A 26,900-nucleotide genomic window follows, 5' to 3' on the forward strand; every position below is an offset into this window, starting at 1 on the left:
AAAATGTTGCTTGCAATATACTAGATAGATCATGATAGCCATGGGGGTGCCGAACGATGGGGCTTAAATCGAATAAAGACCGCCACCTGCCTCTGCTCCCGCTACGAGGCTTGCTCGTGTACCCGAGCATGGTGTTGAATTTGGATGTGGGACGCGATAAGTCAGTACGGGCACTTGAACATGCGATGCTGGAGGACCAGCTTCTGCTGTTGTGTACGCAGTCAGAGGTTAGCATCGAGGAGCCGTCTCAGGATGATATTTTCCGCATTGGTACAATAGCGAAGGTGCGCCAAATGCTTCGTCTGCCTAATAACACGATACGTGTGCTTGTTGAGGGAGTAGAGCGTGCCGAAATCGTTGAATATGTGCCAAATGATGAATTCTATGAGGTTCAGGTGCGTGTCCTGCATGAAGAGGCAAATCAGTCTTCAGAGACCGAAGCGCTCATGCGCATGGCATTAACTCAATTCGAAAATTATGTGCAAATGTCGAAGAAGGTGTCGCCGGAGACGCTTGCATCCGTCACGGACATTGAGGAACCGGGCAGGATGGCAGATGTAATCGCCAGCCACTTATCAATCAAGCTGAAGGATAAGCAGGCGCTTCTGGAAACGGTGGACAGTAAGGCTCGTCTGCACAAGTTGCTTGAGCTGCTCAATAATGAGAGCGAAGTGCTGGAGATGGAGAAGAAAATTGGCCAGCGCGTGAAAAAGCAAATGGAAAAGACGCAAAAGGAATATTATTTGCGCGAGCAGATGAAGGCGATTCAAAAGGAATTGGGAGATAAAGAAGGACGTGCAGGGGAAGCTGAGGAACTGCGTGCCCAATTGAAGGAGCTTGATGCTCCGGATAAAGTTCGAGAGAAGATCGGCAAAGAAATCGACCGATTGGAGAAAATGCCTGCTTCCTCAGCAGAAGGATCGGTCATTCGCAATTACATTGATTGGCTGCTTCAAATCCCGTGGTCAACAATGACGGAGGATGACCTTGATCTCGGTAAGGCTGAGTCGATTCTAGAGGCAGACCACTACGGATTGGAGAAGCCAAAGGAACGTGTTCTGGAATACTTGGCCGTACAGCAGCTTGTCAAGGAAATGAAAGGGCCGATTTTGTGTCTCGTTGGCCCTCCGGGTGTAGGAAAGACCTCGCTTGCGAGATCCATTGCGAAGTCGCTTGGCCGGAAGTTTGTCCGTATCTCGTTAGGTGGAGTGCGTGACGAAGCAGAAATTCGCGGTCACCGTCGTACATATGTAGGGGCAATGCCGGGTCGGATCGTGCAAGCTCTCAAAAATGCGGGCACGATGAACCCTGTGATGCTGTTGGACGAAATTGACAAGATGGCTTCGGATTTCCGCGGGGATCCTGCAGCAGCATTGCTGGAAGTGCTCGATCCAGAGCAGAACAACGCATTCAGCGATCATTTCGTCGAACTGCCGGTTGATTTATCACGAGTTTTGTTCGTTACAACCGCTAATGCCGTACATAATATACCGCGTCCGCTGCTTGATCGTATGGAGATGCTTAACTTGTCTGGCTATACAGAGCTGGAGAAGCTGGAAATTGCGAACCGTCACCTTCTTCCGAAGCAGAAAGAAGCGCACGGGCTGAAGGAAGGTCAGTTGACCGTTACAGAGGAGGGCATCCTGCAAGTCATTCGCGAGTATACACGTGAAGCTGGCGTTCGTCAGCTCGAGCAGCAATTGGCAGCGTTATGCCGGAAGGCAGCTAAGCGTGTCGTGTCTGAACAGGTAAATGAGATTCAGATTGACGCCCAGCAATTATCTGAATATTTAGGTGTAGCTCGATATCGCTACGGGCTGGCAGAACAAGATGACCAAATAGGAACGGTGACAGGTCTTGCGTGGACGGAAGCGGGGGGAGACACACTTAACATTGAGGTAACCGTTGTCCCTGGTTCTGGCAAGCTTCAATTGACAGGTAAGCTTGGCGATGTCATGAAGGAGTCTGCACAGGCTGCATTTAGCTACATCCGCTCGAAGTCAGCGCAGTGGGAGTTGGAGCCAGACTTCCATGAGAAGCTGGATATTCATGTCCATGTACCGGAAGGGGCGATTCCGAAGGATGGTCCTTCTGCCGGAATCACAATCGCGACGGCACTTGTATCGGCATTCACCAACCGGTACGTATCCAAGGATGTTGCAATGACTGGTGAGATTACACTGCGCGGGCGCGTTCTCCCGATTGGCGGATTGAAAGAGAAGTCGCTGGCCGCGCTCCGTGCGGGAATCAAGACGGTTCTGTTCCCGCATGACAATGAACGTGATCTTGCGGATATCCCGAATACGGTACGGCAGGAGTTAACCTTTATACCGGTTTCTCATATGGATGAAGTGCTGCGGCATGCCTTGCTGGAGCAAGCTTCCTCATAAATATGTAGAAGTAGACGGGTGCGCGTAAGCGCATCCGTTTTTCTTGTTTTTGTGAAATGACGGGAATCGTGTACAATTGTACAATGGACAGAACAGAATGTAAGGTGAGGATAATCGAACATGAAAATAACAAATGCAGAATTTATTATTAGTGCTGTTGGAGCATCACAGTATCCTGACGACGGTTTTCCCGAGATTGGACTGGCAGGTCGATCAAATGTCGGTAAGTCTTCCTTGATTAATCGGTTGATAATGCGCAAAAACTTGGCGCGCACAAGTTCGCAGCCAGGCAAGACGCAGCAATTGAACTACTACCGCATCAATGACAATATGTATTTCGTAGACGTTCCGGGATATGGATATGCAAAGGTGTCAAAGACACAGCGCGCTGCTTGGGGACGCATGATTGAGGCATATTTCCAAGAACGTGAGACACTTAAGCTTGTGCTGCTGGTCGTTGACTTGCGTCATGCTCCTACAGCGGACGATTGTATGATGCATGACTGGCTGACGCATTATGGCATTCCGGTCTGCGTTGTCGCTACAAAGGCCGATAAAATCTCAAAGAATCACCTTCCAAGACATGTAAAGCAAGTCCGAACCACACTCGGATTATCACCAGATGCTCCCTTCGTCATGTTCTCCTCGGAAACTGGACAAGGCCGAGAAGAGTTATGGGAGATTATTAATCAACATGCAGGCGTTAATTCGTAAGCATGTTGGATAAAATATGGGATAGTTCCGTCCTCAGTCCGTTTTTTTGCGAAATGCACCATAAAATGGCGGCTCGTGAACAGGAATTCATGTGATCCCTGTAGTATAATAAAGATGTGTAAATATAATTTGTTGAATACGGTTTAAGGAGAGTTTTTATGGCTCGGCGGTTAGCCACAGAGTATGTGAAAGCCAGTTTACAGTTAACGGAAGCTCAGTTGACCCGATTTGTGCAATCGCTCGCGAAGCAATCTATTGTAGGGCGGGTGAAAGTATTAGAAAACGGTAATCAAGAGGTGGTTCTTGAGGACGGCCAGGGTGATGAGATCATATTCCTGTTCGAGAAACAAGGCAATCGGTATGTCTGTGTAACGTCTTGCCGCTTGGTTCATCCGAAATTGACGCAAGTGATGCATAAGCTTGTGGCGACATTCCGTGGCGAAGCGGTAGTCAATCGGATTTTTGCGGGATTTACAATCACTTATTATTACGTGGATGGGGCAGTTCGCAAGATTGTGGAGCAGAAGGAAGAGCCTCGCGTTATTTTCGAACATAAGGATACGGTGCTGGACTTGCAGAATATGTACCGTAACGATCGTGTAGAAATACGTATTGCGAGTATCAAGGAGCGCATCAACAGCCTCCTCGATAAGCGAAATCACAGTCTGTCGGCGGATGAGATTCAAGCTGTGGATCATGAGCTGGCAGAAATGGCAAAGCAATTGTTCATCTTGGAAGCCTGAGCGGCATTGGAATAGAAAAGAACTTAGGGCATGCGCCTTAAGTTCTTTTTATTTTCTGCACATATTGGGCGGAAGAAAATAAACACCTAACGGATGCTTTTTCCATATAGTAGACAGGGAATTACAAATGGTCTGGTGAAAAGCGAATAAAAAAGTGTTGCATTTATGTGTATAAGATGTTATTTTTAATCTCGTTGAAAACAATATAGGAACCAGGATTCACTCAGGACATTGCATGTTGCGAGAGATTTTTCCCTCGGGAAGTGAATGACGTAGGTCCTAGCGGATGAAATTATTTTTTTCAAACATTTTATTCCTAGGAAGGGGGAACCGGAAGATGGAATACTCAACTTTCGGAAGACATGTTGCTGTTGACACGTGGGGAGTCGACTTCGATTTGCTGAACAATGCTCAATTGCTTGAAGCACAACTGGTAGAAGCCGCTGAAGCGTGTGGTGCAACCGTCTTGTCTGTTCAATCTAAACAGTTTGACCCACAAGGGGCAACAGTTCTAGTTATGTTGTCAGAAAGTCATCTTTCAATCCACACTTATCCTGAACGTGGATTTGCAGCAATCGATTGTTACACTTGCGGAGAAACAGTAGACCCGCAGCTAGCCATTGATTACCTGGTCTCTATGTTGAAACCGGAGAAAACGTACGCGAAGAAGCTCGTTCGCGGATTAGGCGAATTGCAAGTGGTTACTCCGGATATGAAAGTATCCGAATTGGTATAGAACACAATAAAGTCCCGCTCACTTAAGTGCTTGGCACCGGGTTGAGCGGGCTTTTTTTATTCATTTTACCCTGGTTATTTGTCCACTTGCAGCTCCATAAGCTATATACATAATCATATATAGTAGGAGAATGCCTATGAGACCAAAGCGATTTCGAAGCGGTGTCGTATGGATGGTCGTATTGTTCATGCTGCTTATATGGCCTTCTATTCAGGTGTACAACTTCTTGTCACCGAAGATAGAAGCATCCGACCCGCTAAAAATGCTGTATGAGGTAGCTCAGTTTCAAATGAATTTGTTAAAAGGATCGATGCAGGAAGCTAAACGGGTTCATACAACCGATCAATTGCAAAAATTGAAGCTGGTTGCCTACTCAGCAGCCTTTGCACATGAACGACTGGTGCGTGCAGTTGGCAAGGATAAGCTGCCAGAGCTCTCTAGTATGAATAAGGTTGTAGAGATGATAACATTGCTGCAATTAAATGGGGATCGCCCGCTTGCAGACAGTGAAAAAGAGGTGATAAGCACTTCCGCCGATGCAGCGAACAAATTAGTTGACAGTTACGCTCTCATTTATAACAGCAGTGGACATTGGATTGCGTCACAGCGTGAAGAGCTCATCTTGGCCGATAAAGAGCTCATAAGTGTGCTGGATTCTTATTTTGCACCGTAATAGTTTGGCAAAAAGTGCATAAAAAAGAATGACATTAGGTCGCAGCAATGTTAGTATAAGGTGCAGTTAGCACGTACAAACTAAAATTTGACATGCATTTCATAATATTTTCAAATTACGAACGAATGTTCTCTGTGATGTATGTTATAATGATTATCATCTGAGAATGTACTAAATATCGAAAAGCAGGTGAAATGAATGCACATCATCGTCGTCGGCATGAACTATCGTACAGCGCCCGTAGAGATTCGGGAAAAGTTCGCGCTGCCCGAAAGTGAATGGCAAGAGGCGCTGAGACAATTGAGACAGACGAAGAGCGTGCTCGAATGTGTGATGGTGTCGACATGCAACCGTACAGAGCTGTATGTGGTTGTCGACAGATTGCACATGTGCGGTTACTTCATCCGCAGCTTTATGGAGACATGGTTCGGCATCCCTAGACAGCAATTTACACCTTACCTCTATATATATGAAGATGATCAGGCCGTTGAACATTTATTCCGGGTCAGCTGCGGCTTGGATTCCATGGTCATCGGTGAAACGCAAATTCTTGGTCAGATCCGCAATGCATTCTTGTTTGCGCAACATGAAGGGGTAACAGGAACGTGGCTCAATACGGTATTTAAGCAGGCGATAACACTCGCGAAGAGAGCACATGCCGAAACAAGCATTAACGAAAATGCGGTATCGGTCAGCTATGCTGCTGTTGAGCTTGGCAAGCGCATATTCGGATCATTCCATGGCAAGAAAGTGCTCATCCTTGGCGCAGGCAAAATGAGCGAGCTTACCGTAAAGCATTTGTATGCGAACGGTGCCGCTGAGGTGATGGTAGCGAACCGTACATTATCTCGTGCGGAGGAACTGGCGAAGCAATTTAATGGACGAGCGGGGACACTCGAAGAGGTTGATCTAATGCTGGCTGAAGCAGACATCGTTATAAGCTCTACTGGGGCTAAGGAATATGTGTTATCGGCGGATGATGTAAAGCGGGCGCTGAGCAATCGCAAGTCTCGGTCGCTATTCTTTATTGATATTGCCGTACCGCGTGACTTGGATCCTGCGATTAGCGATTTGTCGAATGTATTCTTGTATGACATTGATGATTTGCAAGGTATTGTAGAAAGCAATCTGGCTCGGCGGCGCAAGGAAGCGGCAAAGATTGAAGCTTTTATTGCAGATGAACTCGAGGAGCATCGCCATTGGCTCAAAATGCTAGGTGTAACCCCGATGATTCGCTCATTGCAGGCCAAGGCAGACCGTATTCATCAGGATACGCTCCAAAGCTTGTTCAATAAGCTACCAGAGCTGTCCGACCGGGAAGCGAAGCTGATACGCCGGTTGACGAAAAGTATGCTGAATCAAATGATGCACGACCCAATTAACCAAATTAAAGAGCTCGCCGCAGAGAAGAATGGAGACGAGGCATTGCAATTGTTCTCGCAAATCTTCGCACTTGAGGAGCCGGAAGCGGATGGCAAGAAGGAGCGAGGAGAGGAACAGCCCTCCACGCAAGTCCCCGTGAATCGGAATGCTGAACCCGAACGGGGGAAGTCTGTGCTGTCTTGGGCAGCCGTCACATGGTAGTGGAAGAACAGGAGGCGGCAGGCATCGATGGTTACGAATAGTTGGATTTACGATGCGATTATATACACATACGCCCTGAGCCTTCTGTTTTATTTTTCCGATGTGGTAGGAGTCAATCGGAAAGCGAAGCGGATGGGCGCAGGGCTTCTTACTTTTGTATGGGTACTCCAGACCATTTTCTTAATTGTGAGGATGGTGCGACATCAGGATGTTCCTGTTTTTAGCAGTTTTGAATTCATGTTCTTATTCTCATGGTTCTTAGTGACCGTATCCATTGTTATTAGCAGGTTTTTTCATATCGAATTTATCGTATTCTTTGTAAACCTGATTGGTTTTGCTTTATTGCTGGTAAACATGCTTAATGATCCAACGATGCCTGCATCGATGAAGGAATGGGAGATGATGCGCAATTTGCTCTCCTTTCATATCTCGCTTGCGGCCTTTGGGTTTGCAGCCTTGACGGTTAGTGCAGTATTTGCAGGCATGTATGTATTTCTGCATCATAAGCTTAAGGCCAAGCAGTGGTCGGATGCGGTGAGGCGCTTGCCTAGTCTTGAACGAATTGAGCGATTCTCCTACCTGGCAGCGGTAATCGGCATTCCGATGTTCCTGTTGTCGCTTGCTGTAGCGGTGGGAGCTATCCTGCTGGACAACCGTACGGAACTGCTGATCGATTTAAAAATATGGTTTACATTAGCAGCGCTTCTGCTGTATGGCTCCTATGTTGTGAAACGCTCGCGCTATGATTCAACAGGATTTCGACTTTCTTTGTTGAATTTAGGATGTTATGCGGTAATCATGCTCAATTTCGCATTGAATTCATTATCGACATTTCATCGCTGGATTGGAGTGTAGCGAATGGGAGATTCCCCTCTGTATCCGATTATGCTGAAGCTTGCCGGCAAGCCATGTACCGTTATTGGCGGCGGCAAGGTAGCTGCCCGCAAAATTCGCCATTTGCTGGCAAGTGGTGCTAAAGTGAAGGTGGTCAGTCCCATATTGACTCCGGAGCTTTGGCATTTTGTGAATAATGGAATCGTTATGCACGTTGCAAGAGAGTATGAGGAGGGGGACGCTATCGGAGCGCTGCTCGTGTTTGCTGCGACAGACGATAGTGAAGTTAATGAACGGGTGGCAGCAGAGGCAAGGCGATGCGGTGCGCTAATTAATGTTGCTCATAGTCCGGATCATAGTGACTTTGCCAATCCTGGGGCGATTCAGCATGGTGATGTCCATCTGGCTGTATCGACGGGCGGTGCGAGTCCCACCTTGACGCGAAGCATACTTGCTAAGCTGTCCAAGCTCATGGACGAGGAGTTGGCGCAAGTTGCGGAACTGCTGCTGCACGCACGTAAAGCTGCCCATACGGTACTGCCTGACACAGCCCAGCGCCAGCGTGCAATGCGGCATTATGCAGAGGAATGCTGGCGAACTTATGAGCAACACGTTCCGCTTCCCAAGTGGGAAGAGTGGATAGAGGCATGGCTCGCGCAATTATCAATAAATGAATCCATAATATAGGCAAGCAGGAGGGCAACTAGATGCGTACTATCATTGTTGGAACAAGGCAGAGTGCCTTGGCGCTGACGCAGACCGGGCATGTTATTTCAGCGTTGGAAGCCATTTGCCAAGAAAATAATCTTCCGTATCGCTTCGAAATTAAAAAGATCGTAACCAAGGGCGATCGCATACTGGATGTGACCTTGTCCAAGGTAGGCGGCAAGGGGCTGTTCGTAAAGGAAATCGAACAGGCGCTTATCGACAAGGAAGTTGATATTGCGGTTCATAGTATGAAAGACATGCCATGGGAGCTGCAGGATGGACTAACGGTTGGCGCAGTGCCGAAACGGGAGGATCCGAGAGATTGCTTGATTATGAAGTCGGGCACCTCGATCGAAGATTTGCCCATAGGCGCCAAGGTGGGTACCAGCAGCCTGCGCAGAGCCTGTCAATTACAGGCGCAGCGTCCTGATCTGCAAATCGAGCCATTGCGCGGCAATATTGATACGCGGCTGAAGAAGCTTGATACGGAAGGGTTCGATGCGATTGTTCTTGCTGCAGCAGGACTGCACCGGATGGGCTGGCAGGATCGCATTACATCTTACTTGCCCACAGCAGTAAGCCTGCCGGCAGTAGGCCAAGGGGCACTGGGGATTGAATGCCGCGCAGATGATGAAGAAGTATTGGCGCTGCTTGCACGTTATCACGATGCAGACACCGCTCTTACGGTTCAGGCAGAACGTGCCTTCTTAGGACGTTTGAATGGCGGCTGCCAAGTTCCAATCGGGGCATATGCAGAGCTTCATGGTGCTGATGGCACAATGCGCTTGACTGGCCTTGTCGGCTCAGCCGAGGACAATACGATTGTGAGCGACACTATGGTAGGTAAACATCCAGAGGAACTTGGTATTGCAGTTGCAGAGCGGCTGCTGGATCAAGGAGCGGAACAAATGTTATCCCAATTAAGGGGCTGATAAGAATGGAACGGCATTCCTCTGAATTAGGTATCGTGTATCTAGTAGGCGCAGGGCCGGGAGATGCTGGCTTGATTACGGTCAAAGGCTTGAACTGTTTGCAGGAAGCGGATGTTGTTGTCTATGATCGCCTTTCCAGTCCTCAGCTGCTTAGGCATATGAAGCCCGGCGCACGCAGGATCTATGTCGGTAAGCTGCCTGATAGGCATGCGATGAAGCAAGCGGACATTAATCAGCTTCTTGCCGATCTGGCTCTGGAAGGACACCGGGTTGTTCGCTTAAAGGGAGGAGATCCATGTGTATTTGGCAGAGCAGGAGAAGAAGCGGCTGTGCTGAAGGAGCATGGGATATCATTCGAGATCGTTCCGGGTGTCACCTCAGCGGTGGCGGTTCCGGCTTATGCCGGCATTCCCGTGACACATCGTGAGTATGCCTCTTCCTTCTGCGTAGTCACAGGACACGAAAATCCTGACAAGCTGGACGAATTCATTGAGTGGGAACAGATGACTCAATCAGCAGGCACCTTGTTGTTTCTTATGGGGATTGGCAAGCTGCGTGCGATAGTAGAACGATTAATGAGCCATGGGCGGGCAGCGGAGACACCTGTTGCATTGATACGCTGGGGAACACGGGCAGAGCAGTTCACCATTGTTGGAACTTTAGCGACGATTGCGGATGAAGCAGAGCGGATCCGATTTGAATCGCCTGCAATCATTATCGTAGGTGACGTTGTTAAGCTGCGGGAACAGCTTGCATGGGCAGAAGAGCGGCCATTATTCGGGAAGCGTGTGCTTGTGACGAGAAGCCGTAGCCAAGCAAGCGAGCTTGTGCGGGCCGTCGAACAGCTTGGAGGGGAGCCTTATGAATTTCCTGTCATTGAAATGCGTGCGCCTGTCTCGGCGCGGCAGAAGCAGGCGATTCAACAGGCATTCCTGCAGGCTAGGCAGTATCACTGGCTCATTCTAACGAGCGTGAATGGTGTTTCGTATTGGTTCCAGCATTTGCAGGATCAAGGCCAGGACATTCGTCAATGGGCTGGCGCACGAATTGTGACGGTTGGACCAAAAACGGCTGAGGCGCTTCGTGAATACGGTGTGCAACCGGATGTATCTGCTGCTCAGTTTAGTCAAGAAGGGGTATGGGACGTACTGCGCCCGCTCGTTGCGTCAGGGGAGCGCGTACTGTTAGCGCGCGGGGATTTGTCACGTCCTTGGCTAAAGGAGACCCTGCATCAGCATGGTCTTATTGTCGATGAGATCGATCTGTACGAGACTGTATTGCCGGAAGAGGATGATCCTTGCTTATTAGAACTGCTTGAGGATAACGCCATTCATCTTATTACCTTTACGAGTTCTTCGACTGTAACGAACCTGATCGCGTCGTTAACACGCATGGGCGTGTCGAATCCAGTAGCGAAACTGAGCGGCGCTCAGGTTGTCTGCATCGGAGATATTACAGCGCGTACAGCGCGCGAATTAGGCTTGCAGGTTGATGCAGTAGCCGAGCGTTCTACCATAAAAGGATTGGTAGAAGCAATGAGCAAGCTATGCAATAGTGAAAAGTCAAATATACACATTCAAGGAGGTTGCTAATATGGTATTTCCAACTACAAGATTACGCCGCCTACGGAAGACGGCAGCTCTCCGCAATATGGTACGCGAGACAGTATTAACCGTAAATGATTTAATTATGCCTATTTTTGTAACGCATGGCACCAATATTAAGGAAGAAATCAGCTCCATGCCAGGCGTGTACCACTTTTCGCTAGATCGTCTAGATGAAGAAATTAATGAAATCGTACAAGTAGGGATTCAAGCTATCGTGTTGTTTGGCGTTCCGGCATCGAAGGATGCTGTCGGAAGTTCTGCGTTCGACACGAACGGAATTGTACAGCAAGCGACAAGACAAATAAAGGCTGCTCATCCCGAACTGCTCGTCATCGCAGATACTTGCCTCTGTCAATATACTGATCATGGTCATTGCGGCATGATACATGTGCATGAAGTGAATGGCTGTGAAATTGGCGAAATCGATAATGACGAGTCGCTCGAGTACTTAGTTCGTACTGCTGTATCCCAGGCCGAAGCGGGAGCCGATATCATTGCGCCTTCCAATATGATGGATGGATTCGTGCACGCGATTCGAGCAGGACTGGATGAAGCGGGCTACAGTGATGTGCCAATCATGTCTTATTCTGTGAAATATGCTTCAGCATTCTACGGCCCATTCCGGGATGCAGCGCATTCCGCACCGCAATTTGGCGATCGCAAGACATACCAGATGGATCCTGCTAATGTGCGTGAAGCGGTTCGCGAGGCAGAAGAGGATGTTCTGGAGGGCGCGGACATGCTGATGGTGAAGCCGGCCATGGCATATATGGATGTCATCCGTGTGATAAAGGATCAGTTCGATCTGCCACTGGTCGCTTATAATGTGAGCGGCGAATACTCCATGGTGAAGGCTGCGAGCAAGCTTGGATGGATTGACGAGCGGGCAATAGTTACTGAACTGCTGCTTGGTTTAAAGCGTGCAGGAACGGATATGATTATTACGTACCATGCGAAGGATGCAGCGCGCTGGCTGTCAGATCGTTCCTAATTATCAGGGCAAGCGGATGGAATATATAGCAAGCACCCCTCCAGCACATTTAGCGAAATGCAGCGGAGGGGTACTTGTCTGCCCAATCATTTAGGAAGCTAGCTTACGTAAGGACTCTGGAACAGCTTGGATACATCCAGTGTGTATTCGGTAGGTTGCAGCGTCAAGATGCGCTGATGCTCCAAATCGCGGATTACCTGCTCTAATACGTTGCGATGCACACCAGCAAGCCCTGACATGGCATCGGGATCGAAGGCGGTACGGATGTAGATTTTGTCTCCACGGCGTTCGCCTTGCTGCTGAGCGATACGGACAATGTTCTTCACGATGCGGCTAGGAGCATCCAGGAACGTTAAGTCATAGACGTATCCGTTCGTCGAACGAAGCCGCCCGCACAGTTGAATCATAACCTGCTTCGCAATGTCGTAGTGGGCTCGCAGCAATAGATGGAAGCTTTCAGAAGTAACGGTCAATAATACGGTATCCTCCAGTGTCTCTGCTGTAGCAGAACGCGGCTTGCCATCAATAAGCGCAAGCTCGCCGAAGTTGTCGCCGCTCTTGAAGACGGAAAGGATCTTTTGTTGTCCTTTCTTGTTGGATGTGTATACTTTGACGGCACCGCGTAATACGATGCAGAATGTGTGTCCTGGATCTCCCTGCTGGAACAAAATCGTATGTGGGGCATACTCCCGACGGGATGTGATGGACGATACGATTTCCAGCTGTTCATCAGTCAAATCAGAGAACAGTGGGACGCGTTTTAGCAATTCAATCATGACTTTCCCCTCTTTGCCAAGCCGATTTTTTACTAGTGTAACATAGAACAGAGGAATAAATAAGAAGGAGCTACCAACATGTCTGAAAAAAAATCTGGCCGTGTAGACACTCGTTCGCAGGCAGCATTTGCAGAAGCAAAAAAATACATACCTGGCGGTGTGAATAGCCCTGTTCGCGCATTTAAATCTGTCGGACTAACACCTGCCTATATTGAGCGGGCGGAAGGTTCCCGACTGTATGATATCGATGGCAACGTATTTGTCGATTATGTATGTTCGTGGGGGCCGTTAATTATGGGTCACGCGCATCCAGAGGTCGTTCGTGCAATCCAAGAAACGGCGGCGAAAGGGACAAGCTTTGGTGCGCCTACTGAGATCGAGACGGCTATGGCCAAGCTGGTATGTGAGCGTGTGCCTTCGGTAGATATTGTCCGCATGGTTAATTCGGGAACGGAAGCAACAATGAGTGCGATCCGGCTGGCCCGTGGAATAACGAAGCGGAGTAAGATTGTTAAATTTGAAGGCTCCTACCATGGTCATGGAGACAGCTTGCTGATCAAGGCTGGCTCTGGTGTAGCTACATTAGGACTGCCGGACAGCCCAGGGGTGCCTGCAGGGGTGGCCAGCAATACGATAGCAGTTCCTTACAATGATTTGGAGGCAGTGAAACTGGCCTTTGAACGCTATGGCGAAGACATAGCCTGTGTCATTGTGGAGCCGGTAGCAGGTAACATGGGAGTTGTTCCGCCGAAGGAAGGATTTTTGGAAGGGCTGCGGAATTTAACAGAGCAGTTTGAAAGCTTGCTCATTTTCGATGAAGTCATGACCGGATTTCGTGTAGGCTATAGCTGTGCGCAAGGCTTGTTTGGCGTTATACCGGATTTGACTTGCTTTGGAAAGGTTATTGGCGGAGGACTGCCAGTAGGTGCATACGGAGGAAAACGCGAATACATGGAGCAGATTGCGCCAAGCGGACCGATCTATCAAGCCGGCACGTTAAGCGGTAATCCACTGGCGATGGCTGCGGGCTACACGACATTGTCTTTGCTTGCGCCGGAGGTGTACGATGAGCTGGATCGCAAGGGCGCAATGCTTGAGGAAGGCTTCACGCGAAATGCTCAGGAGCTTGGAGTGCCATGTACAATCAATCGCATCGGCTCGATGGTTTGTCCGTTCTTTACGAATGAAGCGGTCACGAACTTTGATACGGCACGTACTTCCAACTTGGAATTGTTCCGCAGCTATTTCAAGCATTTGTTGGATGAAGGGGTCAATGTAGCGCCTTCGCAATTCGAAGGGATGTTTGTATCAGCAGCTCATACTGATGAAGATATTGAGTTTACGATACAAGCTCACTACGCAGCACTGAAAAAGTCCATCTAAGCATAGAGTGAATTAAAACGGGGTAGAAAGATTAGTCTTTTAGACTACACCCTGCAACGGAATAGAACGACGATAAGCCCGGCGATTCCCGTCACTAGAGGAGTGCCGGGCTTTGAAATGAAATGAAAAGGAAATAGAGTGGAGGTGCGGCATGACACGGTATTGGAGACGCCAAGGTGAATGGGTAGAGTTCATGCCTGGCAAGGGAGTGCTCAAAGAGGAAGAGTCAACATTTTCTTGGTTAATCGGAGAGCTGCGCTTGCCGAAAAATTTCGTTCAAAGAATGAAGCATGAGGGAGATATTCGCACGGCTGGAGATAGGCTGAGGCTAAGATGGTTTACTCGTGAATCGGATTCCTATGAACCTGCAGATGAGCCTGCAGAGGTGCTGTATGAAGATGATGCCTGTCTTGTTGCCTATAAGCCTTCGGGAATGGCGGTTCATCCTTCGACACCTGAGCAGGCCAAGAGACGGGACAGTTTGGCTCATGCTGTAGCATGCCATTATGCTTGGACAGGACAGTCGGCTAAGGTACTGCATATCCATCGGCTTGATGTTGATACAACAGGGCCCGTATTGTATGCAAAGCAGCCCTGTTCGCAAGTTATTCTTGATGAAATGATGCGCGAAAAAAAGATTGAACGTATCTATCATGCGATTGTTCACGGAACGCCGACTCCGGCTTCTGGAACAATTGATGCGCCAATAGGAAAGGATCGTCATCACCGCGGAAAATATCGGGTAAGTGACAGTGGGGTACGTGCGATCACTCATTATGATACGTTGCAGCCTGGTTCAGAGCTGTCTCTAGTTCGGTTGTCTCTGGAGACAGGGAGAACACATCAAATTCGGGTGCATATGAGTGCAAAGGGCTACCCGCTTGCAGGAGACGTGATGTACGGCGGGGATGACAAGCTGATTCGCAGACAAGCGCTTCACGGAGAAAGCTTGCGCTTCCGCCATCCGTTGTCGGGAGAACACATTCAGGTGGATGTCCCGTGGCCAGAGGACATGTTGCGTTTACGGCAAAAAATATAGTCATGCTCCTCTCTTTCTTCCCATATAGATGAAGTAGTGATACGAGTCTGACTTTGCGACTGTAGCTTAACATCGTTGTCGAATTGCATGTGTGCTGGTCACAAGGGAGGATGGCATATGAACTGCGGGAGGAGGAGCGGTCTGTGAACGATGAATCATATGGATTGCGATTTGATATTTATGAACGTGTGCATTTGTCCGACGAAGTGGTCGGCATTGATCAATTGGAAGAAGTGGAGTTGACACCGCACATTCAGGTCATTCCTGCTGGTGACCAGGTGACGGTGCGCGGCAGCTTGCTGCTGGCAGGAGCATACGTAGGTGCCGATGAATTGCGAAGCAGCCATTCGCTTGAGCATTGGATACCAGTTGAAATCACACTGCCCTTAAACCGGGTGCGCAGCTTAGAAGATATTTCGGTCGACATTGAGCACTTTGATGTTGATCTATTATCGACACGAACATTGAATATAACAGGAATTTTATCGCTGCGCGGCATCTCGATGGAAAGTATCGAGCCTGCAGCTTGGGAACCTGAGCAATTTACGGTCGTGCATCAAACAGAGATCGAGCAGGATGAGGAGGAACCTTCATGGCTGCGTGACTACGGTACATATACACCGGCATTTACATCGAGTCATGAAGAGAGTTTGTCTGAGAGCAACGGAGGATCGAATGATGAATCGAATGACGAATCATCGAATGTAGAATCGGATGCAGATCCAAGAGAGGAATATAGAGAGTACAGCTCTGCATGGAATTCCGAAGAACAAAAGCAGGAACAGGATCATGAGTTTATGCAAGATGAAGAGGAAGAAGAATCTGAATCTTATACTCGAGCTGCAGAAGAACTGGAAGCCAGCGAACATGAAACTGAAGATGAGCAGTTGATTGCTCAATCAAATCATGAGCCATCCGACACCACTTCATCCAATTCCCAACGAGTTCCACTGACGTGGAGTGGTTCCCAATGGAACAAGGAGATTCTAGAAGCGGAAGAGCAAGTGGAAGGCCAAAGTGCCGAAGCTTCGGAGGACGAGCGGCAGGCATCAAGTGAAACGAATGCTGATTCGCATGAAGGTGAACATGTGCGCACACCGAAGGGAGCTCCTTCTGATTTCCATACATTCTCTGAGGAAGCCCAGGCTCGCGAACCCGTTGCAAGCCATGACAAGCGTGAGCGTAAGGAACGTGTATCCTCTACAGAAACGGATGATTCAGCGGCTGCCCAATTGTCAGAAGAGCTTGAGTCACTTGTCTCAACTCATGATGAGGAGCGGGAGAGTGTAGAAGCCGGTTCTGTTGTCAATGAACAGTCGGATGCTGATCCGGCAGCTGCAGTAAAGCAGGAAATGAAGATTGCGATTGGCAAGGGGAAAAATAGTGAGCCAGAAGCAGCCGAGCCGCTCGGGTTCAGTTCATTGCTTTCGAAGAAGCGGGAGCCACAAGAGTCGGATCGGGTTCAAACGGAAGAGGAGACTGCGAAGCAGGCAGCGACGAATGCGGAGGCCTCTGGAGAGGAAGTAAAGTGGCAGTCGTTATTCCTCCAACGTTTGGATGATGAACGTGCATTCAAAAAAGTGCGCTTGTGTATTGTGCAGCGTTCCGAAACGCTCGACACGATAGCAGACCGATATAGCATGAATTCACGAGAGATTGCTCTCTACAATCGCTTGGCGGAATCGGATGTATCCGAAGGGCAAGTTCTCTACATTCCCACCTCGTAACGATATCTCCATAAAGGCAAGAAACCCGTATGGCTCATTGAGCGACGGGTTTCTTTGTGTCTGCATGCAGCTGTACAAGCTTCAATACACGTCCCACAAAAATCCAATGAAAATGAGGAATAGTACAAAAAGCAAAAATACGTCAAATGCTGTTGGCAGAAGCAACGTGCGGATAAATTGCAAGCAAATGATGGGGAAAAGAACCCCTTTAATGGAACCTCGAACACGACACCACCACCGTTCCATATAAAACACCTCCTATAGTACATGTTATGAAAAACGAAAAACAGGTTATGACTAATAGGGAACCAATTATCAGCATCCTTTTGCGCTCCGTCTATTGACTCGCAGGTTGTGCGAAGGTACAATATATCGTAAATGTTATTGTTTACTTTCATAGCTGACTGATTGAAAAACGATGAACAGGATTAGTAAGCGATCGGCCCCTTACAGAGAGCAGAGCGACACGGTGCAACGCCTGCAGGATCGTCCAGCGCTGAAGTCACCTGGGAGTTGCCCATTTGAACGTATCAAGGTAATGTATGAACATTGTGTTCATCGTGTTCCTCATACGCTAGAACAGGCCGGCCGCAGCCGTTATTTGCAACTGAAGTGCCGCTCAGCAGAATCTGTATGCTTGGAAGTCTGTATATAAGAGCGGAATAAAGGTGGTACCACGGAAGATAAACCTTTCGTCCTTTGCGACGTAAGGTTTTTTTATTTGCCTGCAGAAGTGAATGCATCCCTTACAAATGCCATAGTTTAGACGCTTGAGGAAGTGTTATGGGAGACAGCGCAGGGTTGTTATTCGCTTCGGTTCTATAGGCATAGTATTGTCGATTAGACACTCATGATTAAGTAACGGAGGGATTTTGATTGACAGAGAATCAAGAGCAACTGTCCATGCCAACGACGTACGATCCGAAGGCAGCGGAGCAGAAATGGTATGATTTCTGGATGAAAGGCGAGTATTTTAAAGCAGGTGTTCGCAAGGATGCTGAACCGTTCACGATCGTGATTCCGCCTCCAAACGTTACCGGCATGCTTCATATTGGTCACGCGCTTGACTTTACATTGCAGGATATTCTTATTCGCTTCAAGCGGATGCAGGGATATGATGCGCTGTGGCTTCCAGGCTCTGACCATGCTGGTATTGCAACGCAGACGAAAGTAGAGCAGAAGCTGCGCGAAGAAGGAGTAACACGCTATGATTTGGGGCGTGAAGCGTTCCTGGAACGTGTATGGGATTGGAAGGAGCAATATGCGAATACGATCCGCGAACAATGGGCGAAGATGGGGCTGTCCTTGGACTTCTCCCGTGAGCGCTTTACGTTGGATGAAGGTCTGTCCCGTGCGGTTCGCCAAGTATTTGTGAAGCTGTATGAGAAAGGGCTCATTTACCGCGGTAAATATATTATTAACTGGGATCCGGCAGCGCGCACGGCATTGTCCGACATTGAGGTTGAGTACAAGGAAGTGCAGGGGCATCTATATCATCTGCAGTATCCACTCAAAGACGGCAGCGGCTCAATTACTGTTGCAACAACTCGCCCAGAGACTATGCTCGGCGATACAGCAGTAGCGGTTCATCCAAAGGATGAGCGTTACCAACATATGATTGGAAAAATGTTGGTGCTGCCGATTGTAGGCCGTGAGATTCCTGTAATTGCAGACGAATATGTAGATAAAGACTTCGGAAGCGGTGCGGTTAAAATTACACCAGCCCATGATCCGAATGACTTCGAAATGGGACTTCGCCATCAATTGCCGCAAATAACGGTAATGGATGAGTCCGGCAAAATGAATGAGCTGGCTGGTCAATATCAAGGAATGGATCGTGCGGATTGCCGGAAACAGATCGTGAAGGACTTACAAGAACAAGGTGTGTTGATCAAAATTGAGGATCATGTCCATCAGGTTGGACACAGCGAGCGCAGTGGCGCAGTTGTAGAGCCGTATTTGTCAACACAATGGTTCGTGAAAATGAAGCCGCTCGCAGAGCGCGCAATCGAAGCGCAAAAAACGGGCAAAGGCGTTAATTTCGTGCCGGAACGCTTTGAGAAGACGTATTTGCATTGGATCGAGAATGTGCGCGACTGGTGTATTTCTCGTCAGCTGTGGTGGGGCCATCGCATTCCTGCTTGGTATTGTGAGGATTGCGGACACATTCATGTTGCAGAAGAAGATGCAACTGCATGTACATCGTGCGGAAGCAGCCATTTGAAGCAGGATGAAGATGTACTCGATACATGGTTCAGTTCTGCGTTGTGGCCGTTCTCTACGCTTGGCTGGCCGGATCAGACGGAAGATCTGAAGCGCTACTATCCAACGAACGTGCTCGTTACAGGCTATGACATCATTTACTTCTGGGTGTCCCGCATGATCTTTACGGCACTGGAATTTACAGATGAAATTCCGTTCAAGGACGTTCTGATGCACGGCTTGGTGCGTGATGCTGATGGCAAAAAAATGTCCAAATCGCTTGGCAATGGCGTCGATCCGCTTGAAGTTATCGAGAAGTACGGTGCCGATGCAATGCGCTTCATGATTTCCACAAGCAGTACGCCAGGGCAAGATTTGCGTTTCCGTTGGGAACGTGTCGAGCAGGCGCGCAACTTTGCGAATAAGATTTGGAATGCATCGCGCTTCGCTTTAATGAATTTGCAGGGCGTGACCTATGAGGATATCGACATTACAGGCGAATTGGGCACAGCGGATCGCTGGATCCTTCACCGTATGAACGAGACGGCTCGTGAAATTACGCGCCTCATGGATGCATACGAGTTCGGCGAAACAGGCCGTGTGCTCAATAACTTCATTTGGGACGATCTGTGTGACTGGTATATTGAATTTGCGAAGCTCAGCTTGTATGGCTCGAATGAGCAAGCGAAGAAAAAGACGCAATCTGTCCTTGCCTATGTGCTTGACCGTACAATGCGCATGATTCATCCATTCATGCCATACATCTCAGAAGAGATTTGGCAGCACTTGCCGCACTCCGGCGAAACGATAACGCTTGCGGAATGGCCTGTATACCATGCCGAATTCGAAGCGCCTGAAGCAGTCCGCGAGATGATGCTTCTTATGGATATGATCCGTGCAGTGCGCAATATTCGTGCTGAAGTGAATGTGCCAATGAGTAAGAAGGTAGAGCTGATTGTGAAGCCGGCTGATCGCACGATCGAAGCGAACATTACGAATAACCTAGAGTTCGTAGAGCGTTTCTGTGGTACATCCAAGCTGGAGGTAAGCATAGAGGCTGGTGCGCCGAACAAGGCAATGACTGCCATTGTTACTGGAGCTGAGCTGTATTTGCCGCTTGCTGGCCTTCTTGACATTGAACAAGAAATTGCCCGTCTTCAGAAAGAAGTCGAGCATCTGAACAAAGAAGTTGAACGTGTCGATAAGAAGCTTGCTAATCAAGGCTTCATCGCGAAGGCTCCTGCTTCGGTCATCGAGGAAGAGCGTGCCAAGCAGCGTGATTACAGCGAGAAGAGAGACAAAGTATTGGCGCGTATTACAGAATTAACAGAAGCGTAAACAACCTGTGCGATATGTATGGCCGATCCGGGTTTGGGCATTGCTCCTTGCCGGTTCGGCCGTTTAATGACATCTGATAAAGGATGAGGATCATGTCGGAGACAAATGAGACGGAAGCAACCGATTTTCCTTTTGTTCGGGTAGAAGACGCAATTGATTGGATCAATTCATTAATTCCGTTTGGAATCCGTCCGGGCTTGGATCGGGTAGAATTGATGATGGAGCGGTTAGGTTCTCCACACCGTCGATTAAAATTCATTCATGTCGCGGGCACGAATGGCAAAGGCTCGACTTGTGCGATGTTAACGAGTGTTTTACTTGCTAACGGGTATGATGTCGGTACCTTTACTTCTCCTTATATTGAGAAGTATACGAATCGTTTAAAATACAATAACGAGGACATTCCTGAAGAAACGCTGCTTCAACTTGTGAACAAACTGAAGCCGTTGGTGGATGAAATCGCGCAAACGCCGCTAGGATCGCCGACGACGTTTGAAGTATCTACTACGCTCGCCATTATGTACTATGCGACAGTGACGTTCCCGGATGTTGTTGTATGGGAAACCGGGCTTGGCGGACGACTTGACGTAACAAATATCGTGACTCCAATCGTATCCATTATCACGAATATCGGTCATGATCATATGGACATACTGGGGGATACTATCGAGCAGATTGCTTTCGAGAAAGCGGGCATCATTAAGTCTGGAGTTCCAGCTGTGACGACAGTAGAGCAACCAGAGGCGCTGGAGGTCATTAAGCAGGCTGCGGCCAAGAATCAATCTACTCTGTATGTCATGAACGAACAGTTCCGAGTGGAACTGCTCAATGCGGTTGAAAATGAACAGAACTTCACATTCTTTGGCCCATTCCGAACGATGGAAGAAATGTCACTTACGATGAACGGGGCTCATCAATTGAAGAATGCGGCTGCCTCATTGATGGCGCTTGAAGTGCTGCGACAATATATGGCTTTCATTTTGGAAGATACAACTACGCGAGATGGACTGAAGCGTGCTGCGTGGCCAGGACGATTAGAAATGGTATGCAAGGAACCTCGCTTGCTGCTCGATGGTGCGCATAACCCGGAAGGGGCTGCGACGCTTGCACAAGCGCTGCGGGATACGTACCAGTACAAAGGGCTTCATATTATGATGGGGATGCTGTCGACAAAGCATCATCACGATGTTCTGCGACATATACTACCTTTAGCTAATACCGTTATTTTTACAGAACCTGATTTCCGCAAGAAGATGGAAGCGGAAAGCTTACGAGATATTGCCGAGCAGGTGATGGGAGACAATACGAATCGTCCGACTATCCTTGTAGAGCCTAACTGGCATAAAGCTTTGGAACAGCTCCAGGCGATGACAGTACCAGGAGATTTAGCAGTAGTTACGGGGACTTTATATCTGATTGCAGACGTTCGTTCTTTCGTTCTGCATCGGACCGAATCTGAAAAGGGTTGGTGAGTTCGTTTTGAATACGACGGAACATATTCATTTTATCGGCATCGGGGGCTATGGGATGAGCGCCATCGCTCGTGTCATGCTGGAAATGGGGTACACCGTCACGGGGTCCGATGTGGCCGAACAGGATTTGACGGAAAAGTTACGCAAAAAAGGGGCGACTGTACATATCGGGCATGACCCAGCCTATGTTCAGAACGCAGATACAGTGGTATATTCTACAGCTTGTCCGAAGGACAATGTGGAACGGGTTGCAGCTGAACAGCAGGGTATTCCAGTTATTCACCGCTCACAAATGCTGGCACGCTTACTGAATGCGAAGAAAGGCATTGCTGTAGCAGGCGCTCACGGAAAGACAACGACTTCTTCGATGATCGCGTTTGTTATGGAGCGCTGTGGTGTGGATCCGACTTATATCATCGGCGGCGAAGTGACGAACCTAGGGACGAATGCCCAAGCAGGTAACAGCGAGTATGTAGTTGCGGAAGCGGATGAGAGTGATGGCTCCTTCTTGAATTATCACCCTCATATCGCGGTTGTACTCAATATTGAAGCCGATCATTTAGAGAATTATGGCGGAGATTTCGAACGCTTGAAAGAGGCTTATGTACAGTTTCTGTCTCAAGTAAGCGCGGATGGATGCTCTGTATTGTGTGCAGATGATCCAATTGTCGGATCTATGCTTCCGAGCTTGGGTGCAGGTGTTGTGACATACGGCATTGAGCAAGCGGCTGATTATACAGCTACAGAGATTATCGCGGAAGATCGCGGCATGACCTTTACGATGAATCATCAAGGCAAGGCGCTTGGTTCGGTTCAACTATCTATTCCGGGTACGCATAATGTATTGAATGCAATGGCTACTATTATTGTTGCTATGCGTACTGGAATTCCATTCGAGCAGGCAGCGGCAGCCATTGTGGACTTTATTGGGGCGAAACGTCGTTTCCAAGTCATCGGTGAAGAGCAGGGCGTACTGGTTGTAGATGACTATGCACATCATCCGACAGAGATCGAAGCAACTCTATCAGCTGCCAAAGCAACAAACCGCCGCATTGTTGCGGTATTCCAGCCGCAGCGATATTCTCGAACTTATTTCCTGTTCGATCAATTCAGCCGCGCATTCGCTGGTGCGGATGAGTTGATTTTGACAGATATTTATTCTCCAGCTGGAGAGAAGCCGATCGAAGGAGTGCACTCTTCGAAGCTGGTTGAACGCATTCGTGAGAATAGTAATCGCAATGCGCAGTATATTGCGGATAAGAGTGATGCGTTGGAGCGTCTGAAATCGATCGTAAAACCTGGTGATCTGGTCATCACAATGGGAGCGGGCGATATTTGGAAGACGGCGCGTGGATTGGTTGAGGTGCTAAAATAGCAGCTTGGCAAGGAATACTCCTAAGGTCAATAAAGTCTGTATTACATGATTGTATAGAAAAGATCGAGTTCGGATGCAGATCCTCTAACTCGATCTTTTTGTTTATCCGTTTGACGCATTGAGCTTAACAGAAAACACGTTTGATCGCACGTACATCATCATATCGAATCCGTCGTATGATAGAGATTCCGCGGCGGCGTATTCGTAAGCGGAAGGAGAAAATACCTGCAAAAATGATTCTACCTACCAACACTTCGCCTGAACATAGAACGACAACTACGAGACGACCAACATTTCGTCTAACAAATCGACGAACCTCGATAGGAGACAACCCAAAATTTTGAATTCTAGCTTTTTTCACTCCACTACACCTCCTTTGTTCTTTCTTCTGTATCCTATGCTAGAGTTATGAGATGCGATAAGACTCTTGCGGCATGATATATTAAGTGTTTTTTCTAGCAATTAATTTGTGAGTTCGGTTCTATTGGAATGCAATCTAGCATAAATCTACTAATAACCAATAGGACAAGGTAGGTGTTCGGTAATGAGTAACATGAGAGCGAAAATGACATTTCGATTCGATGATTCCAATCAAGGTAAGGATAAGCTTGAACGCCAAGGGATGGAGACGAACAAGAAGAGTGAGCGTCTTACGGACTGGGAGGAGCTGTCTGATGGTACGATTGTGAATAGCATAGAGCCTGACCGGACAGGCCAGGCAGAACACGAGGAATACAGTGAGGCAATTACGGTGGAGAACCGACATATAGAGAAGGCCGAAAGTGATATTCTTCCAGTTAAACCAATACATGAACCCGTAGAGAACGAGCATGAACGAGTAGAGAGATGGATTCGTGAGACGGATCATCAGCCTGGATATGAAATTCCGAAAAACGGTTACTCTCTTTCCTCCTCTATAGAGGATCCTGCTTCCGGTTCGTTAAGCGATCAAGGGGAATTGCTATGGAATGGAGTTCATACACGCTCTCGCAAGCCCCCGGTATGGAGAGTCGTAGCATCGGTTGCAGGAGCGCTTGCTACAGGTGCTTTATTCGGCTTTCTTGCTTTGTCCTTGTTCAAGGGAGAAGTGTCGATGCCGAATCCAAACAATGCTATTCCCGTATTCGCCAACGATAAACAAGGGAAAGGCGGCGAGTCCTCCGCTCATGGAACGGCAACTAATGAACAGAGTAAGGTGAAGGCAGGAGATACAACAAGCAAGCCGTCGTCTGCTGCGAGTGGAGGAGGCTCGGCTGCCACCGCTACAGGCTTGTATGTAACGGATGTAAATATACCGGAAAAAGTATTTTACATGCTGCAATACGGTGTGTTCGCGCAGGAAGAAGGGGCTCAGAAAGCAGCGTCTGAGCTAAGGGAACTCGGTATGGCTGCGATGGCGGAGAAGTCTGATCAGCATCGCGTCTATGCAGCGATAGCAACTTCGAAGGAGGATGCGATGGGATTAAGTTCGCTGCTGAAAAACAAACAGATGGAGTTATATGTACGGACATTGAATCGGCCCGCCATTGCCAAGCTGGCATTTCAAGGCGATTCTGCCTCCGTTGAGCAGTTCCTTGGTCAAAGTGATGTTGTGAATGATTGGCTAATGACGCAATCAATCGTTTATTTAGAAAAGGCAAATACAGAAGCATTCTCTCAAGAGATCACGGAACAGCTAAGAAAGGATCACCAGAAGTGGACACAGCAAATGAGCGCTGTACAAAAGGGGATCCCTGATCAATCCAAGACTTCATGGACAGAACTGGTTCAGAGCATGAACACGGCTATCAGCGCGGTGAATGAATATAATAAGCAGCCTTCATCCTCGCATTTGTGGAGCATTCAGCAGGCTGTTATGCATTATCGCAATGCGGAGGCGGCTTGGCTAGAAACGATGAAGGTTTAAAACGCGAAGCAGAAGCGGACACATTAGATTGCTCATATGGACAGAGTCCGGTAATGGACTTTGTTTTTTTTCTATAACAGAACTTGTATTCGTATCGGAATAGTGAAAGGGAGAGACGAACGGATGGAAATTGGGGGTGTTGGTTGAATTACCATAAATTGTTCATCTATTTATTACAAAGATCATCATTTGAATGTTTGTTTCGACAGTCAGTTCCGCGTATAATAGAACAGTGTCAAAAAATGGCGAGGAGCGACTTCGAAAATGAGTAAATCAAAATTCGAGAGACCAACTATCGTTATGGCTTCCTCCTCTCCACGGAGACAGGAGCTTGTCCGATCACTCGGTCTTCCTTATGTGGTGCATCCAAGCGATGCTGATGAAACGGTAGCCGCTGATATGCCGCCAGATTGCATTGTTGAAACGTTGGCGCTGCGCAAGGCGAGGGCAGTAGCTGATATTCGCAGAGCAGCAGGTGAGGGTGGTATTGTTATCGGTTCAGACACTATTGTAGTGCTGGATGGCAAGGTACTGGGCAAGCCTATAAATGAAGAAGATGCGGTTCAAATGTTGACCTCGCTGCAAGGAAATGCTCACAAGGTCTATACTGGTGTAGCAATGATCGACGCAGCAGGAAAGCATACTGAGGTTGCGCATGGGGTTACAACCGTCCATATGAAGCCATGGACAGAAGAGCAAATACGTCGCTATGTTGCAACAGGCGAGCCAATGGACAAGGCCGGGGCCTATGGGATTCAAGGAATTGGCTCTACGCTCGTTACGCACATCGATGGCTGTTATTTCAATGTAGTTGGATTGCCGTTGTCGCTCGTCAGCGATATGCTGGCGACGTTCGACATCATTGTTCCGTAGCGGCGAGCTGAAATGCAATTGAAAGCGGCATGGTAAGCATGGATTGCAATTGGGTAATGAATGTGAAATGATGATTACAAGACGGTCCAAATGAACAGCGGATGCCGACAATGATATGCCTCGTCGGCGCATGATGGCGACCGGACAATCGACTATAGGGGGTTGTAAGAATGGGACATAGTCCACTTCTACGCGATCTTCCCCATGAAGAACGTCCGAGAGAGCGCATGATGCAATATGGGGCAGAATCGATAAGCCATGCTGAATTACTTGCTATATTACTGCGTACAGGTACAAGGAACGAGTCTGCTATTACGTTGGCGCAGCGAATATTGAATCAGGTAGGTCAACTGCGGCATTTGCATGATATGTCTATCACGGAATTGACTGCAATTCGTGGTATAGGGGACGCTAAGGCGCTGCAATTGAAGGCCGGATTAGAATTAGGACGCCGTATGTCGCGCTCTTGTCTGGAAGATGCCCTGCAGATACGACAGCCGCAAGATGCTGCTGATTTGCTGATGGAATCTATGCGATACTATGACAAGGAACATTTTATTTGTTTGTTTTTGAATACGAAGAATCGAATTATAGCTCAGGAAACGATTTCGATCGGCATCCTGGATGCCTCTTTGGTACATCCCCGCGAAGTGTTTAAAGCCGCTCTGAAGTGCGGTGCGGCTTCCATCATATGTGCTCACAATCACCCGAGTGGAGATCCAACACCAAGCCCGGAGGATGTTGCCCTTACAAGGCGGCTCATGGAGGCTGGGGAGATTGTTGGCATCGAACTGCTGGACCATTTGGTTATTGGCGATAACCAATATGTGAGTTTGAAGGAACGCGGGCTCATGTAATATAATGATTGAGATTGAAGGTTATAAAAAGGAGATTAAC

General features: G+C 48.3%; 23 protein-coding genes and 1 other annotated feature. Of the genes, 20 read left to right on the forward strand and 3 right to left on the reverse strand.

Translation table 11 applies throughout. The features are described from left to right. Positions 1–56 precede the first annotated feature (56 nt). The 11 genes from lon to hemB all read left to right on the forward strand — a co-directional run bounded on the left by lon (position 57) and on the right by hemB (position 11,912). Positions 57–2,390: an endopeptidase La gene (lon, locus tag NO352_RS02560; RefSeq protein WP_289354858.1), complete on the forward strand. Its 2,334-nt coding sequence runs from the start codon at positions 57–59 to the stop codon at positions 2,388–2,390. Between the two features lie 120 nt (positions 2,391–2,510). Beyond that, on the forward strand, positions 2,511–3,104 hold the full coding sequence (gene yihA, locus NO352_RS02565; RefSeq protein ID WP_005547321.1) for a ribosome biogenesis GTP-binding protein YihA/YsxC: 594 nt from the start codon (positions 2,511–2,513) through the stop codon (positions 3,102–3,104). Positions 3,105–3,262: 158 nt separating this feature from the next. Further along, positions 3,263–3,847: a hypothetical protein gene (locus NO352_RS02570; RefSeq protein ID WP_005547324.1), complete on the forward strand. Its 585-nt coding sequence runs from the start codon at positions 3,263–3,265 to the stop codon at positions 3,845–3,847. 337 nt (positions 3,848–4,184) lie between these two features. Then, on the forward strand, positions 4,185–4,583 hold the full coding sequence (speD, locus tag NO352_RS02575; protein ID WP_005547325.1) for an adenosylmethionine decarboxylase: 399 nt from the start codon (positions 4,185–4,187) through the stop codon (positions 4,581–4,583). A gap of 136 nt (positions 4,584–4,719) precedes the next feature. Next, a complete protein-coding gene (locus NO352_RS02580) occupies positions 4,720–5,256 on the forward strand; it encodes a hypothetical protein (RefSeq protein WP_005547327.1) in 537 nt (178 codons plus the stop codon). 198 nt (positions 5,257–5,454) lie between these two features. Continuing rightward, positions 5,455–6,840, forward strand: a complete 1,386-nt coding sequence (hemA, locus tag NO352_RS02585; protein ID WP_289354859.1) for a glutamyl-tRNA reductase — start codon at positions 5,455–5,457, stop codon at positions 6,838–6,840. 27 nt (positions 6,841–6,867) lie between these two features. Next, entirely contained in the window at positions 6,868–7,695 is an 828-nt protein-coding gene (gene ccsA, locus NO352_RS02590) for a cytochrome c biogenesis protein CcsA (protein ID WP_005547335.1), read from the forward strand. A gap of 3 nt (positions 7,696–7,698) precedes the next feature. Then, positions 7,699–8,361, forward strand: coding sequence for a precorrin-2 dehydrogenase/sirohydrochlorin ferrochelatase family protein (locus NO352_RS02595; protein WP_268599235.1), 663 nt, complete (start codon positions 7,699–7,701; stop codon positions 8,359–8,361). A gap of 20 nt (positions 8,362–8,381) precedes the next feature. Further along, the gene (hemC, locus tag NO352_RS02600; protein ID WP_197266639.1) at positions 8,382–9,314 is read left to right on the forward strand and encodes a hydroxymethylbilane synthase; all 933 of its coding nucleotides are present in this window, start codon (positions 8,382–8,384) and stop codon (positions 9,312–9,314) included. A gap of 5 nt (positions 9,315–9,319) precedes the next feature. Then, positions 9,320–10,906, forward strand: a complete 1,587-nt coding sequence (gene cobA, locus NO352_RS02605) for a uroporphyrinogen-III C-methyltransferase (protein ID WP_268599234.1) — start codon at positions 9,320–9,322, stop codon at positions 10,904–10,906. 1 nt (position 10,907) lies between these two features. Beyond that, positions 10,908–11,912: a porphobilinogen synthase gene (hemB, locus tag NO352_RS02610; protein ID WP_005547340.1), complete on the forward strand. Its 1,005-nt coding sequence runs from the start codon at positions 10,908–10,910 to the stop codon at positions 11,910–11,912. A gap of 98 nt (positions 11,913–12,010) precedes the next feature. Here the strand turns inward: hemB and NO352_RS02615 are convergent, their stop codons facing one another. After that, positions 12,011–12,688: a Crp/Fnr family transcriptional regulator gene (locus tag NO352_RS02615; protein ID WP_005547342.1), complete on the reverse strand. Its 678-nt coding sequence runs from the start codon at positions 12,686–12,688 to the stop codon at positions 12,011–12,013. Between the two features lie 78 nt (positions 12,689–12,766). Here NO352_RS02615 and hemL point away from each other — a divergent pair, with 78 nt between their 5' ends. The 3 genes from hemL (at position 12,767) to NO352_RS02630 (ending at position 16,837) form a co-directional block, all read left to right on the forward strand. Next, complete coding sequence (gene hemL / locus NO352_RS02620) at positions 12,767–14,071, forward strand: glutamate-1-semialdehyde 2,1-aminomutase (RefSeq protein ID WP_171418338.1); 1,305 nt, start codon at positions 12,767–12,769, stop codon at positions 14,069–14,071. A gap of 151 nt (positions 14,072–14,222) precedes the next feature. Then, a complete protein-coding gene (locus NO352_RS02625) occupies positions 14,223–15,110 on the forward strand; it encodes an RluA family pseudouridine synthase (protein WP_171418336.1) in 888 nt (295 codons plus the stop codon). Positions 15,111–15,253: 143 nt separating this feature from the next. After that, positions 15,254–16,837, forward strand: a complete 1,584-nt coding sequence (locus tag NO352_RS02630) for a LysM peptidoglycan-binding domain-containing protein (protein WP_289354860.1) — start codon at positions 15,254–15,256, stop codon at positions 16,835–16,837. An 81-nt stretch (positions 16,838–16,918) separates the two neighbouring features. On the opposite strand, the gene NO352_RS02635 is transcribed toward NO352_RS02630, so the two are convergent. Then, positions 16,919–17,083: a hypothetical protein gene (locus tag NO352_RS02635; protein ID WP_005547353.1), complete on the reverse strand. Its 165-nt coding sequence runs from the start codon at positions 17,081–17,083 to the stop codon at positions 16,919–16,921. Positions 17,084–17,246: 163 nt separating this feature from the next. Next, positions 17,247–17,540 (forward strand) — a binding site (T-box leader). A 200-nt stretch (positions 17,541–17,740) separates the two neighbouring features. On the opposite strand from NO352_RS02635, the gene NO352_RS02640 reads away from it, so the two are divergent. From NO352_RS02640 to murC, 3 genes are all read left to right on the forward strand, one after another. After that, positions 17,741–20,377, forward strand: a complete 2,637-nt coding sequence (locus tag NO352_RS02640; RefSeq protein ID WP_197266668.1) for a valine--tRNA ligase — start codon at positions 17,741–17,743, stop codon at positions 20,375–20,377. Positions 20,378–20,469: 92 nt separating this feature from the next. Continuing rightward, positions 20,470–21,849 carry a bifunctional folylpolyglutamate synthase/dihydrofolate synthase gene (locus NO352_RS02645; RefSeq protein ID WP_289354862.1) on the forward strand — a complete coding sequence of 460 codons (1,380 nt, stop codon included), beginning with the start codon at positions 20,470–20,472 and terminating at the stop codon, positions 21,847–21,849. Positions 21,850–21,856: 7 nt separating this feature from the next. Beyond that, the gene (murC, locus tag NO352_RS02650) at positions 21,857–23,224 is read left to right on the forward strand and encodes a UDP-N-acetylmuramate--L-alanine ligase (protein WP_268621075.1); all 1,368 of its coding nucleotides are present in this window, start codon (positions 21,857–21,859) and stop codon (positions 23,222–23,224) included. Between the two features lie 124 nt (positions 23,225–23,348). On the opposite strand, the gene NO352_RS02655 is transcribed toward murC, so the two are convergent. Continuing rightward, a complete protein-coding gene (locus tag NO352_RS02655) occupies positions 23,349–23,585 on the reverse strand; it encodes a hypothetical protein (RefSeq protein WP_005547360.1) in 237 nt (78 codons plus the stop codon). A 183-nt stretch (positions 23,586–23,768) separates the two neighbouring features. On the opposite strand from NO352_RS02655, the gene NO352_RS02660 reads away from it, so the two are divergent. From NO352_RS02660 to radC, 3 genes are all read left to right on the forward strand, one after another. Further along, complete coding sequence (locus tag NO352_RS02660) at positions 23,769–25,130, forward strand: SPOR domain-containing protein (RefSeq protein WP_289354863.1); 1,362 nt, start codon at positions 23,769–23,771, stop codon at positions 25,128–25,130. Between the two features lie 264 nt (positions 25,131–25,394). Further along, positions 25,395–26,003, forward strand: coding sequence for a Maf family protein (locus tag NO352_RS02665; protein WP_005547364.1), 609 nt, complete (start codon positions 25,395–25,397; stop codon positions 26,001–26,003). A gap of 170 nt (positions 26,004–26,173) precedes the next feature. Continuing rightward, the gene (gene radC / locus NO352_RS02670; RefSeq protein WP_005547366.1) at positions 26,174–26,860 is read left to right on the forward strand and encodes a RadC family protein; all 687 of its coding nucleotides are present in this window, start codon (positions 26,174–26,176) and stop codon (positions 26,858–26,860) included. Positions 26,861–26,900 lie beyond the last annotated feature (40 nt).

It is taken from the genome of Paenibacillus sp. S-12 (assembly GCF_030363895.1).
GTDB classification, from domain to species: domain Bacteria; phylum Bacillota; class Bacilli; order Paenibacillales; family Paenibacillaceae; genus Paenibacillus_B; species Paenibacillus_B alvei.